Origin of the sequence: Janthinobacterium sp. 78 (genome assembly GCF_003096775.1) — a bacterium.
Taxonomy (GTDB): domain Bacteria; phylum Pseudomonadota; class Gammaproteobacteria; order Burkholderiales; family Burkholderiaceae_D; genus Janthinobacterium; species Janthinobacterium tructae.
Genome location: NZ_QENT01000001.1, coordinates 113,925 through 126,144 on the forward strand (window position 1 = coordinate 113,925; position 12,220 = coordinate 126,144).

Genomic DNA, 12,220 nt, shown 5'->3' on the forward strand with positions numbered 1-12,220 from the left:
ATCGGCCATCCACCATGAAAATTGCCATACTCGATGATTACCAGGATGCCGTGCGCGGCCTCGATTGCTTCAAATTGCTCGATGGCCACGAGGTCAAAGTGTTCAGCAATACGGCGCGGGGCCTGGGTCAGCTGGCCATCCGCCTGGCGCCGTTCGACGCGCTGGTGCTGATCCGCGAACGCAGCAGTTTCAACCGCGCCTTGCTGTCGAAACTGCCGAATTTGAAACTGATTTCGCAAACGGGCAAGGTCAGCGGCCACATCGATGTGGCGGCCGCCACGGAACTGGGCATCGCCATCGCGGAAGGTATCGGCTCGCCCACGGCGCCGGCCGAACTGACGTGGGCGCTGATCATGGCGGCGCAGCGCAAGATCGTGCCATACGCGCAACATTTACAGGAAGGGCTGTGGCAAACGTCCTCCATCGAGCCGGCGCGCAACACGCTCGGCACGGTATTGAAAGGGCGCACCCTGGCGATCTGGGGCTACGGCAAGATCGGTCAATTGATCGCCGGCTATGGCCGCGCCTTTGGCATGACCATTCTCGTGTGGGGCAGCGAAGCGAGCCGCGCGGCCGCCGTGGCCGCTGGCGACACGGTGGCGACATCGCGCGCAGCGTTCTTTGAACAAGCCGACGTATTGAGCTTGCACCTGCGCCTGTCCGAGACGACGCGCGGCCTGGTCACAAGCGAGGATCTGGCGCGCATGAAGCCGACGTCCCTGTTCGTCAACACCAGCCGCGCCGAGCTGGTGGCCGAGGGTGCGCTGGAAGCGGCGCTGCAGCAGGGGCGCCCGGGCGCCGCCGCGCTTGACGTGTTTACGGACGAGCCGCTGCCCCCAGGCGCGCCATTGCTGCTGCTGCCGAACGTGCTGGCCACGCCACACCTGGGCTACGTCGAGCGTGACAGCTATGAACTGTATTTCCGCTACGCCTTGCAAAACATCGTCGATTTTACGCAGGGTCAATGCACGCGTCTGCTCAATCCCGAGGTCTTGCAGCATGCGCGGCAAGCCCCTCAGGAGCGCTGAAACCCCTTGAGAAGGTCAGGCTCACCCGTGATGCGGATGGCGGGCGCGGCCAGCGCGTGCCGGCCGCGCCACAGGCCGGCCCAGCCGGGCGGCCAGGCGATGTCCGGCCCGGCATACGGCGCCACGCCGGCGCGCACGGCCACGACCGGCACGGGCGGCATGTCCTGCAAGGGCTCGCCGGGGGTGCGCTGCATGTCCAGGCTGTACATGTAATTGGGCAACAAGGCGTCGCAGACGCGGCCAAACCACGCGCTATGGTCGTCGTCGCGCCCCAGCGCCTGCGCCAGGCCTTGCGGATCGAAACGGGCCAGGGCATCGATCAACTCGCCGGTGGTGGCACCGGGCGTATCGCCCCAGCCCATCACGGGGTTGACGTTGTAATCGGCGCCCGAACCGTACCAGCCTTCGCGCCAGGGCCGCTGCATCCAGTCGCGCGGCCCCGTAAACAAATGCCAGCGCCAGTGCAGGCCGGACGGCTTGGGCCAGGAATACAGATACAGTTTTTGATAGCCGGCCTGGTGCAGCTCGCGCACCATGGCCATCAGACGCGCATGCGGCATGCGGTCGGGCGGCGCGCGGCGAAACAAAATCGCTTCGCCATCGGCAAACTGCACGTCGTCGGTCGACAGGTTCAGGTCCAGGGTGCGCGCTTCGCTGCCGAAACGGGCGGCGATCCAGCCCGTCAGCAGATTCACGGACGTGATGACGCCATAGCCGCGGTGGCGGTGAAAAATGACGGTGCCGGGAGCGAGCGCTTTCATACGGAGTCGGAGTGGCAGGCAAACAAAGAAACCAGTGTACTCACAGATGGCCAAATTTTCCAGATGCGATCCGCAACGGCCCGCAACGGGCCCGCCATTCACGCAAGGCACACAATCCACGCTATCATGCGCGTCATTCTCCACTGACATCGTGACCACATCATGACTTTGCGCATACTCGCCACCGGCGGCACTTTCGACAAACACTACAACGAATTGAACGGTACCCTGGGCTTTTCCGACAGTCATTTGCCGGCAGCGATTGCCCGCGCACGCATGACGGCACCCGTCGCATTGGAGCAACTGCCCCTGCTCGATTCGCTCGACATGCAGGATGCGGACCGCCAGCGCGTGCTGGCCTCGTGCCGCGCAGCACAGGAGAAAGCCATCGTCATCATCCACGGCACCGACACCATGCGCGAAACGGCGCAAGTGCTGGGCGCGGCGAACCTGCAGCAAACGGTGATTTTGACGGGCGCCATGATTCCCTACGAAATCGACAACTCCGATGCCCTGTTCAACCTGGGCTTTGCCTGCGGCGTGGCGCAAACCTTGCCAGCCGGCGTGTACGTGGCCATGAATGGCCAGATCTTCGCCTGGGACAATGTGCAAAAGAACCGCGCCGCCGGCGTGTTCCAGCCCTTGTAAGCCGATGCCAGGACAGGGCTAACAGCACAGACGAAAAAAAGGAGCCGAAGCTCCTTTTTCGTACCGATATGACTGCGTTTATGCAGTCGCTTCGCCGCCCAATGCTTCGACCACGTCGGCCATCAGCTTGGAGAGCTCGCCCGTCATCAGCATCAGGTCGCCGTCGAAACGCTCGTCGTCGTTCTTCGTGCTCGATTCCGTTTCCTTGATCACGTCCAGCGGCTTGACGCTCTTGATGGCCAGGGACTCCGTCAGCACGAACGAGATCTTGTCGTTCCACGTCATGGCCAGGCGCGTGCACTGCTTGCCGGCCGCGATGTGGCGGCGCACGTCGTCCGCTTCCAGCGTGTGGCGCACGTAGCGCACGGTGGCCTTGCTTTCGCCCGTGGCGCGCAATTCCGTGTCCATGTCGACCGTGAAGCCGGCAGGCGCATCGTCGGCCTGCAGCCATTCCGTCATCACCGCCACGGGCGAGCGCTGCACGCGCAAGCTTTCCAGCGGCAGTTTATCCACGGCTTTCAGCAACAGCTTGATGACTTCATCAGCTTTGGCCGGGCTGGCCGCATCGACCACCAGCCAACCATTGACGGGGTCGATCCAGGTCCAGACATTGCTACGGATGCTGAAGGCGCGCGGCAGCAACTCGTCGGCCACGCGCTCCTTCAATTCTTTCATGGCTTTTTTACCCGGCGCAAAGCCTTGCGCTTCTTCCATCTCGGCAGCGCGGGCCTTGGCCACCTGGTTGATGACGGTGGCTGGCAGCAGTTTCTTTTCCGTGCCCAGCAAGATCAGCATCTGCTTGTTGACCACATGCACCAGACCGCCATTCGGGCGTGGCGTATCCCAGCCCTGGCGCATCAGATCCATGCTGGTCGCCGGCGTAAATTTGTTCGAGGACAAGGCCTCTTCCAGTTGTTCTGGCGTATAAGCCCATGGTGCGGGCAGGCGGTAAATCTGAAGATTCTTGAACCACATAGTTTTTGTCTTCCGTTTGTTTCAGTAGTGCCAGGGGAACGCCATTCTACACTTTCGACGTGAAAATGCCGTCAAAAGCGCGGTCCGGCGCGGTATGTATCTTGCAGGAAACGCCGCTAGAGCCTGGGAAACAGCTCCGCCTGGGCTGGCGCCTGCCGCGTCACGATGGCCGGATCGGACAAGGTCGAGATGCGCACGCCCAGCAGGCGGATTTTCTTGTCAAATGGCACGCGCCGCAGACAATCGCGGCTGGCGCGCAGGATGGCGGCGGCGTCCGCCGTGGCGCTGGGCAAGGTGATGTCGCGCGTAACGGTGCTGAAATCCTCGAAGCGCAGCTTGATGCCCACCGTGCGCCCCGCCAGCGATTGTTTATCCAGGTCGCCCGCCACGCGCGTGCACAGGCTTTCCAGCTTTTCCGACAGGGTGGCGCGGTCGCGCACCACCTGCAAGTCGCGCTCGAACGTCGTCTCGCGGCTGACGGACTTGGTTTCCCGGCTCGTCTGCACGGGCCGCTCGTCGATGCCCAGCGCCGCCTGGCGCAGCCAGCCCGTGTACAGGTCGCCGAACTGCGTGCGCAGCATGGTGAGATCGGCCCGCGCCAGCTCGCCGATGGTCACTATGCCCAGCGCTTCCAGCTTGGCCGTCGCCTTCGGGCCGATGCCGTTGATCTTTTTTGCCGGCAAGGGCCAGACCCTGGTTTCGATATCCTCGGGCGACAAAATGGTCAAGCCATCGGGCTTTTCCAGGTCGGAACAGATTTTTGCCAGCAATTTGTTCGGCGCCAGGCCGACCGAGCACGACAGGCCCGTCGCCTCGAACACGGCCGCCTTCAGGCGCGCCGCCATGGCCGGCGCCTGCTCGCCGTATTCCGTCAGATCGACATAGATTTCATCGATGCCCACGTTCTGGATGATGGGACACAACTGGGCCACGGCTTGCTTGAAGCGGGCGGAGTATTCACGGTAGGCCTCGAAGTCGGCGGGCAACAGGATGCTGTCGGGCGCCAATTTCGCCGCCTTCATGATGCCCATGGCGGAAAACACGCCAAACTTGCGCGCCGCATAGGTGGAAGTGGTGACGACGCCGCGCCCCACGTAGTCGCGCATGCGCGCAAACTGCCGCGTGCCATCTTCCAGCAGCATGGGTTGCTGCAGGCGCCCGCCGCCAATGACGACGGCTTCGCCGCGCAATTCGGGATATTTCAGCAGTTCCACGGAGGCAAAGAAGGCATCCATGTCCAGGTGGGCTATCCAGCGGCGGGCGGGTGGCTCGGGAAGTGGGCAGGCAGATGTGGTCAAGGACACCTCGCGGCAGGATACTGTAGTTATATACAGTATCGCTGGAAATGCCCGTGGATGCAAGTTGAAACGCACGCATTGGTGGTGCCTGGCAGTTGCTTTTCTCAATGGCAAGATTACAATCCTGACACAACTATTCAAAGGAGTCGCCTTGTCCATTACCCATCACGCTGCGCGCCGCCGGTCCGCCTGGTTATCCATCCTGCCGGCCCTGCTGTTGTCCACCCTGGCGCCATCCGCGCTGGCCGACACCACCACCACCGTTGCCACGCCCACCGCGCCGGTCGCCGCCAAGACAGCCTGGCAGGAAACGCGCCACGGCACGCTCGTCACGGACGACTACCGCTGGCTGCAAAAGAAGACCGATCCTGCCGTGATCGACTACCTGAATGCGGAAAACGCCTACACGGCGGCCGTCACGGCCCCCATCCAGCCGCTGGCCGACAAGGTGACTGCGGAGATCAAGGGCCGCATGCAGGAAGTGGACCTGTCCGTGCCTGCGCGCCAGGGTAACTTTTACTATTACACGCGCACGGAAGCGGGCAAGCAATACCCGCTGCATTGCCGCCGCCCTGTCGGCGCACATGGCGCCTACGATGCGCAGGCAGCTGAGGAAATCCTGCTGGACCAGAATCAATTGGCTGAAGGCCACAAATTCTTTGCCGTGCGTGCGTTTGCCATCAGCCCGAATGAGCAATTGCTGGCCTACACCACCGACACGACGGGTTTCCGCCAGTACGAACTGCATGTCAAGGATTTGAAGACGGGCAAGTTGCTGGGCGACAGCATGCCGCGCGTCACGTCCCTGGCCTGGGCGGCGGACAATGCCACGCTGATGCTGACGCAGGAAGACGCCACCACCAAGCGCGCGGACCGCTTGTTCCGCCTGGCCCTGGGCGGCACGCCGCAGCAGGTCTACCACGAGCCGGTGGAACAATTCGCCATCGGCGTGAGCCGCACGCGCGATCATCGCTACTTTATGCTCACCGCGCGCAGCACGGATACGAGCGAAGTGCTGCTGCTGCCAACGAGCAAGCCGCAAGGCAGCTTCCAGTCCGTGCTGAAACGCGAAAAAGGCCACCGCTACGGCATCGAACACCGCGACGGCCAGCTGTATATTCTGACCAACAAGGACGCGAAGAATTTCCGCGTCGTCAGCGCGCCAGTCACTGCCCCGCAGCAAAAGAACTGGAAACCCGTCGTGCCGCACAACAAGGACGCCGTGATCCAGTCCATCGACGTGTTCCAGGGCTACCTGGTGGTGATGGAAAAGGCGCGCGCCCTGAACCGCGCGCGCATCTTTGATTTTGCGCATAAAAACTGGAAGACGGTGCAGTTCGACGACCCCGTCTACCTGGCCACGGCGGCCGGCACGCCCGAATTTTCCGCCACGCAATTTCGCATGTCCTATCAGTCGCCCGTCACGCCGCCCACCGTCATCGACGTCAGCATGCAGGATGGCAAGCGCACGGTGCTGAAACAGCAGGAAATCGTCGGCGGCTTTGACGGCAGCCGCTACACCACGCAGCGCCTGTGGGTGACCGCGCGCGATGGCGTGCAAGTGCCGCTGTGGATCGTCTACAAGAAAGGCGTCAAGCTCGACGGTTCCGCGCCGCTGCTGCTGTACTCGTATGGCTCGTATGGCATTTCCACGGAAGCCAGTTTTGCCATCAGCCGCATCAGCCTGCTGGAGCGGGGCGTCATCTATGCCCAGGCGCATATCCGCGGCGGCACGGACATGGGCGAGGCGTGGCATGAAGACGGCATGCTGATGAAGAAGAAAAACACCTTCAATGACTTCATCGACAGCGCCGACTACCTGGTGCGCGAAAAATGGACCAGCCCGAACCGCCTGATCATCCAGGGCGGCAGCGCCGGCGGCTTGCTGATGGGCGCCGTCGTCAACATGCGTCCCGAGCTGTTCCACGCCGTGCACGCGGCCGTACCGTTCGTCGACGTGATGAACACCATGATGGACGCCAGCCTGCCCCTGACGACGGGCGAATACCTGGAATGGGGCGACCCGAACCAGAAGGCGGCCTACGACTACATGCTCAGCTACTCGCCCTACGACAACATTGCGCGCAAGAATTATCCCGCCATGCTGGTGACGACGGGCCTGAACGACAGCCAGGTCATGTACTGGGAACCGGCCAAGTATGTGGCCAAGCTGCGTGCATATAAAACAGACGGCAATCCCTTGCTGCTGAAAACGAATATGGGCGCCGGCCACGGCGGTGCGTCGGGCCGCTATAACGCGATTGCCGAGAACGCCTTCAATATGGCGTGGATGCTGTCGCAGTGGGGCATTACCCAATAATGTAAAAAAAGCGCTTGCAGAAGGATTTTAGCCATCCTATAATAGCGCCTCTTCCAGACGTGGTGACAAACGTCGGGATGGTTTTCTGAGACAAGCAACGGGTGCTTAGCTCAGTTGGTAGAGCGGCGCCCTTACAAGGCGTAGGTCGGGAGTTCGAGCCTCTCAGCACCCACCAAATCAGAAAACTGTCCAGTGCTTCATGGATCAGCAATACAGATCATACGAGCTTGGAGTGGTAGTTCAGTTGGTTAGAATACCGGCCTGTCACGTCGGGGGTCGCGGGTTCGAGTCCCGTCCGCTCCGCCAATAAAAGAAAAGCCCTTTGGTTCTCTGAACCGAAGGGCTTTTCCCATTTCAGCAGCCAAAAACACGTCATTACTCCCTTGCTTGAATATTTTTGCGCTTTTCAGCAAAAAAACTGCTTTTCCCCCTCAAGAATAGTTGCACAAGCACGAAAGCGCCCCCTATAATAGTGCCTCTTCCAGACGTGGTGACAAACGTCGGGATAGTTTTCTGGGTATGCGGGTGCTTAGCTCAGTTGGTAGAGCGGCGCCCTTACAAGGCGTAGGTCGGGAGTTCGAGCCTCTCAGCACCCACCACCAATACAGAAAATTATCCAGTGCTTCATGGATCAGCAACACAGATCATACGAGCTTGGAGTGGTAGTTCAGTTGGTTAGAATACCGGCCTGTCACGTCGGGGGTCGCGGGTTCGAGTCCCGTCCGCTCCGCCAATAAAAGAAAAGCCCTTTGGTTCTCTGAACCGAAGGGCTTTTCCCATTCTGGGGTCAGACCCTCAACACCGCCAACGTCAAGCTCAACGCCAACTTGTCCGGGGGTCTGACCCCTGCTGTTAGAATCAGCGCTCCTCCTGACTCTGCCGCTCCTGCCTGATGCGCCTGCCACACAGTCTTTCCCCCTACCTCGTCCTGCGCTTGCGCCTGGCCCGTCATGCTTTGCTGCAATTTGCCGCCAGCCTGGCCAGTTCCATGGAAATCCTCGTGTTCCTGGCCGGTCCCGTCCTGCTGGGTTTACTCAGCGTCATCGCCCTGCCCGGCTTTCTCGCCGTCACCCTGCCCTGGCCCGCCGCCCTGGGCGTGGTCGGCGCGCAAGTCCTGCTGACCTGCCTGCCCGCCTGGCTGCTGCGCAAGCGCCTGTTGCCGGCAAATACCGCCGCCTGGCTGCGCCAGCTGCCCTTGCCGACGCGTGTGCGCTGGCAAGCCGATATCGCCGTGGCCGGTGTGCTGATGCTGCCGCTGGGCCTCGCCTATGCCGTCTCGACCAGCATCTGGCTGCTGCAGTCGCCGCCCTGGTTGCGCCCGGTTGTCGTGCCCGGCATGGCCGCCACCATCGCCGCCTGGCTGCTGGCCTGGCTGCTGACGACACTCATCGTGGCGCAGCGCCTGCGCGCCCCGCGCCCCGCACACAGGGCGCGCCCGCCCACGATGACGGCCTATGTGCCGCAGCCTCCCCGCTGGCGCACTGTGTTCCTGTGGCGCCAGTTGTTCTGGCTGCCATTCTGGCGCAATGACAATGTGATTGGCATCCAGCAAAGCGTGCTGCTGGTCACAGCTGGCGCCAGCATGCTGGCCTGGCTGCTGCGCGCACCGCTCGTGCCCGCCCCACTGCTGGGTTTGCTGGCCAGCGCCAGCCTGATCATTGTGACGGACCGCGGCGACAAGGCCGTGCGCGAGCAGATCGCCGTGCTGCGTCCATCGCTGAACGCCTGGCCCCTGGCCAGCACGGGCTTGACGCGCCTGGCTTGCGCCGCCAGCCTGCTACCCGCCTTTGCCGTGTTGCTGGCGGGCGCGGTCTTGCTGTACGCCATCAATCCCGCCGCCTTGCAGCAGCGCGTGACCACGGTCTACGCCCTCACGGCCAGCGTGGCCCTGTTGGCCATCGTCGGCCTGCCCCGCCTCACGGCGCGCGGGCGTGTCGTCCTCGTCGTTTTCTCCATCCTTGCCTTGAGCGCCATCGGAAGCGAATTATGGAATTGAATGCCTCTTCTCCCGTGCTGCACATCGAGCACCTCGATTTTCACTTCCCCACGCACAGCGTCTTCCAGGGCTGCAATCTGCAATTCGGCCCCGGCATCAACTGGCTGCGCGGTGCGAACGGGGCCGGCAAGACAACCTTGCTGAAACTGGCGGGCGGCGCCATGCTGCCCGCGCGCGGCACCATCCGCCTCGATGACGTCGACAGCGGCCGCATGCCGCTGGCCTACCGTGCCCAGGCATTCTATTGTGGCGGCGACGCACCCGCCCTGCCCTGGCTGCAAGTACACGAATTTCTCGACCTGCACCTGGCCCTGTACCCGGGCAGTGACCAGTCGCTGCTGAACGGCGAGTTGAGCGCGTTTGCCCTGACATCCACCTTGCAGCAAAGCATCACCGCCCTCTCGCTGGGTCAGCACAAAAAACTGCAACTGGCCCTGGCCCTGGCCTTGCCCGTGCGCCTGCTGCTGATCGATGAACCGTTCAATGGCCTCGATGCATCCGCCATGGCCTACTTGCGCCAGCGCCTGTCCGACCCGTCCCGCCTGGCGCGCCAGTGCATCGTGCTGACCAGCCACCTGGCGCCGGACGTACCGCTGGCGGCGACGGTGGAAATATAGACAGGAAATACAGCTTTGCAAATCGGCCAAGAAACGCTTACGATGCCGTGCTGCAAAAACCGGCGATCCCGGTGCAGCCACGACAACAACAAGGCGCCGCAGGACATGCCCGTCGATGGTATTGAGGTGTATGTGGCCGCCAACCCGCTGTACGCGGGCAGCTAAGTTTCCTCTACACGTAAAAAAAACCGGAACCACCTCGCGGCAGTTCCGGTTTTTCTTGATACGGCGAATAGTTACGCCGTCAGTGCTTCCTTGACTGCGGACTCTTCGACCACTTCCTCGTCGTCCGAGCGGATCAGGTGGTCAAAGGCGGACAGGGCAGCCTTGGCGCCTTCGCCGGTGGCGATGATGATCTGCTTGTACGGCACCGTGGTGACGTCGCCGGCCGCAAACACGCCGGGGATCGAGGTCTGGCCGCGGGCATCGACTTCGATTTCACCGTGGCGCGACAGTGCCACTGTCCCCTTCAGCCACTCCGTGTTCGGCACCAGGCCGATTTGCACGAAGACGCCTTCCAGCTCGACCTTTTTCGACTCGCCGCTGACCCGGTCCGTGTAGCTCAGGCCATTGACGATCTTGCCGTCGCCGTGGATCTCGGTGGTTTGCGCCGAGGTAATCACGGTCACGTTAGGCAGGCTGTGCAGCTTGCGTTGCAGCACCGCATCGGCACGCAATTCCGCGCCGAACTCGATCAGGGTCACGTGCTTTACCAGGCCGGCCAGGTCGATCGCCGCTTCCACACCCGAGTTGCCGCCGCCGATCACGGCCACGCGCTTGCCCTTGAACAAGGGGCCATCGCAGTGCGGGCAATAGGCGACACCATGGTTGCGGTATTCCTTCTCGCCCGGCACGTTGATTTCGCGCCAGCGGGCACCGGTGGCCAGGATGACGGTCTTGGCTTTCAGGATGGCGCCATTCGCCGTTTCAATCTCGATCAGCTTGCCTGGCGTCAGCTTGCTGGCGCGCTGGGTGTTCATGATGTCGACGTCATAGGTCTTGACGTGCTGTTCCAGCGCCATGGCAAACTTCGGACCATCGGTTTCTTTGACGGAAATAAAATTCTCGATGGCCATGGTGTCGAGGGTCTGGCCGCCGAAACGCTCGGCCAGCACGCCCGTGTTGATGCCTTTGCGGGCCGCGTAGATGGCCGCTGCCGCGCCGGCAGGACCGCCGCCGACGATCAGTACATCAAAGACATCTTTCTTGCTCAAAGCTTCCGCCTGGCGTGCGCCGGCGTTGGTGTCGAGCTTGGCGAGGATTTCCTCGACATTCGTGCGTCCCTGGCCAAAATGCTGGCCATTCAGGAACATCATCGGCACGGCCATGATCTGGCGCTCTTCCACTTCTTGCGGGAACACGCCGCCATCGATGGTGGTGACCTTGATGCGCGGGTTGATCACCGCCATGGCATTCAAGGCCTGCACCACTTCCGGGCAGTTATGGCAGGAGAGCGAAATAAACGTTTCAAACTCGTAATCGCCGTCGAGGTTGCGGATCTGCTCGATCACGGCGTCGTCGAACTTGATGGTGTGGCCGCCCACTTGCAGCAGCGCCAGCACCAGCGAGGTAAATTCGTGGCCCAGCGGCACACCGGCGAAACGCACGCCGATGTCGGAGCCGGTACGGTTGATACTGAACGACGGCACCCGTACGCCAGCGTCAAGGCGCTCGACCAGCGTGATCTTGTCGCTCAACAGGACTATCTCCTGGAGCAATTCCTTCATCTCGCGGGCTTTTGCGCTGTCATCGAGAGAAGCGACCAGCTCAAGCGGATACACCACTTTTTCCAGGTAGGATTTCAGTTGGGTTTTGAGGGTTGCATCTAACATGATTTTTTCTTCCTTTACAAATATTTAGGCGTATGCCGGGCCGGACGCCCGGTCCGGCATCGCGGTAACTACTTGTTTGCTACGTGGTGCATCGAAACTTAGATCTTGCCAACCAGGTCCAGCGATGGGGTCAGCGTTGCGGCGCCTTCCGTCCATTTGGCTGGGCACACTTCGCCTGGGTGAGCGGCAACGTATTGCGCTGCCTTGACTTTGCGCAACAGTTCCGATGCGTCACGGCCGATGCCGTTGTCATGCACTTCCAGCACTTTGATGAAGCCGTCTGGATTGATGACGAAGGTACCGCGCAGTGCCATGCCTTCTTCTTCGATCATGACTTCGAAATTGCGCGACAGGGTACCGGTCGGGTCGCCGATCAGTGCGTATTGCACTTTCTTGATCGCGTCCGAGGTATCGTGCCATGCTTTGTGCGCGAAATGCGAGTCGGTCGAGATGCCGTAGACATCGACGCCCAGCTTTTGGAATTCGGCGTGGTGATCGGCCAGGTCTTCCAGTTCGGTTGGGCAAACGAAGGTGAAGTCGGCTGGGTAGAACACGAATACCGACCACTTGCCTTTCAGCGACGCTTCCGTCAGGTCGACGAATTTGCCATTGTGGAATGCGGTTGCCTTGAATGGTTTAACTTGGGTATTGATGAGCGACATAATCATTTCCTCTCGTGTGGTGAATCAGTAAGACTCTAGTGTAAGGGGTTTTAACCCATATGCAAAATTGATTGTCACAATAG

10 protein-coding genes and 4 tRNA genes are annotated in these 12,220 nt (G+C 61.6%); 9 read left to right on the forward strand and 5 right to left on the reverse strand.

Annotated features, from left to right (window positions below; translation table 11 throughout):
* Positions 1 to 14 precede the first annotated feature (14 nt).
* Complete coding sequence (locus tag C8C92_RS00470; protein WP_099761630.1) at positions 15 to 1,028, forward strand: D-2-hydroxyacid dehydrogenase family protein; 1,014 nt, start codon at positions 15 to 17, stop codon at positions 1,026 to 1,028.
* Here C8C92_RS00470 and C8C92_RS00475 read toward each other — a convergent pair.
* On the reverse strand, positions 1,016 to 1,789 hold the full coding sequence (locus tag C8C92_RS00475) for an L-asparaginase (protein WP_099761627.1): 774 nt from the start codon (positions 1,787 to 1,789) through the stop codon (positions 1,016 to 1,018). The two genes, C8C92_RS00470 and C8C92_RS00475, sit on opposite strands and share 13 nt — an antisense overlap.
* A gap of 162 nt (positions 1,790 to 1,951) precedes the next feature.
* Here C8C92_RS00475 and C8C92_RS00480 point away from each other — a divergent pair, with 162 nt between their 5' ends.
* Entirely contained in the window at positions 1,952 to 2,437 is a 486-nt protein-coding gene (locus C8C92_RS00480; protein ID WP_034781194.1) for an asparaginase domain-containing protein, read from the forward strand.
* Positions 2,438 to 2,515: 78 nt separating this feature from the next.
* Here the strand turns inward: C8C92_RS00480 and C8C92_RS00485 are convergent, their stop codons facing one another.
* Complete coding sequence (locus tag C8C92_RS00485; RefSeq protein ID WP_099761624.1) at positions 2,516 to 3,412, reverse strand: recombination-associated protein RdgC; 897 nt, start codon at positions 3,410 to 3,412, stop codon at positions 2,516 to 2,518.
* Between the two features lie 116 nt (positions 3,413 to 3,528).
* Complete coding sequence (gene dinB, locus C8C92_RS00490; protein ID WP_257224948.1) at positions 3,529 to 4,710, reverse strand: DNA polymerase IV; 1,182 nt, start codon at positions 4,708 to 4,710, stop codon at positions 3,529 to 3,531.
* A 151-nt stretch (positions 4,711 to 4,861) separates the two neighbouring features.
* Here dinB and C8C92_RS00495 point away from each other — a divergent pair, with 151 nt between their 5' ends.
* The 7 genes from C8C92_RS00495 to C8C92_RS00525 all read left to right on the forward strand — a co-directional run bounded on the left by C8C92_RS00495 (position 4,862) and on the right by C8C92_RS00525 (position 9,643).
* Complete coding sequence (locus C8C92_RS00495) at positions 4,862 to 7,030, forward strand: S9 family peptidase (RefSeq protein WP_116742740.1); 2,169 nt, start codon at positions 4,862 to 4,864, stop codon at positions 7,028 to 7,030.
* A 99-nt stretch (positions 7,031 to 7,129) separates the two neighbouring features.
* A tRNA-Val gene (locus C8C92_RS00500) sits at positions 7,130 to 7,205 on the forward strand.
* Positions 7,206 to 7,259: 54 nt separating this feature from the next.
* A tRNA-Asp gene (locus C8C92_RS00505) sits at positions 7,260 to 7,336 on the forward strand.
* Between the two features lie 217 nt (positions 7,337 to 7,553).
* A tRNA-Val gene (locus C8C92_RS00510) sits at positions 7,554 to 7,629 on the forward strand.
* 57 nt (positions 7,630 to 7,686) lie between these two features.
* Positions 7,687 to 7,763 (forward strand) — tRNA-Asp (locus C8C92_RS00515).
* A 159-nt stretch (positions 7,764 to 7,922) separates the two neighbouring features.
* Positions 7,923 to 9,026, forward strand: a complete 1,104-nt coding sequence (locus C8C92_RS00520; RefSeq protein ID WP_243420068.1) for a hypothetical protein — start codon at positions 7,923 to 7,925, stop codon at positions 9,024 to 9,026.
* Positions 9,017 to 9,643, forward strand: a complete 627-nt coding sequence (locus C8C92_RS00525; RefSeq protein ID WP_116742741.1) for an ATP-binding cassette domain-containing protein — start codon at positions 9,017 to 9,019, stop codon at positions 9,641 to 9,643. The genes C8C92_RS00520 and C8C92_RS00525 overlap by 10 nt, the downstream gene beginning before the upstream one ends.
* 236 nt (positions 9,644 to 9,879) lie before the next feature.
* On the opposite strand, the gene ahpF is transcribed toward C8C92_RS00525, so the two are convergent.
* Positions 9,880 to 11,475, reverse strand: coding sequence for an alkyl hydroperoxide reductase subunit F (gene ahpF / locus C8C92_RS00530; protein ID WP_116742742.1), 1,596 nt, complete (start codon positions 11,473 to 11,475; stop codon positions 9,880 to 9,882).
* Positions 11,476 to 11,573: 98 nt separating this feature from the next.
* Complete coding sequence (ahpC, locus tag C8C92_RS00535) at positions 11,574 to 12,137, reverse strand: alkyl hydroperoxide reductase subunit C (protein WP_034780873.1); 564 nt, start codon at positions 12,135 to 12,137, stop codon at positions 11,574 to 11,576.
* Positions 12,138 to 12,220: the final 83 nt, after the last annotated feature.

Excerpts from the sequence above, each read along its gene's own strand:
- C8C92_RS00470 (WP_099761630.1), top strand. The coding sequence starts at position 15 with ATGAAAATTGCCATACTCGATGATTACCAGGATGCCGTGCGCGGCCTC.
- C8C92_RS00475 (WP_099761627.1), bottom strand. The coding sequence starts at position 1,789 with ATGAAAGCGCTCGCTCCCGGCACCGTCATTTTTCACCGCCACCGCGGC.
- C8C92_RS00480 (WP_034781194.1), top strand. The coding sequence starts at position 1,952 with ATGACTTTGCGCATACTCGCCACCGGCGGCACTTTCGACAAACACTAC.
- C8C92_RS00485 (WP_099761624.1), bottom strand. The coding sequence starts at position 3,412 with ATGTGGTTCAAGAATCTTCAGATTTACCGCCTGCCCGCACCATGGGCT.
- C8C92_RS00520 (WP_243420068.1), top strand. The coding sequence starts at position 7,923 with ATGCGCCTGCCACACAGTCTTTCCCCCTACCTCGTCCTGCGCTTGCGC.
- C8C92_RS00525 (WP_116742741.1), top strand. The coding sequence starts at position 9,017 with ATGGAATTGAATGCCTCTTCTCCCGTGCTGCACATCGAGCACCTCGAT.
- ahpF (WP_116742742.1), bottom strand. The coding sequence starts at position 11,475 with ATGTTAGATGCAACCCTCAAAACCCAACTGAAATCCTACCTGGAAAAA.
- ahpC (WP_034780873.1), bottom strand. The coding sequence starts at position 12,137 with ATGTCGCTCATCAATACCCAAGTTAAACCATTCAAGGCAACCGCATTC.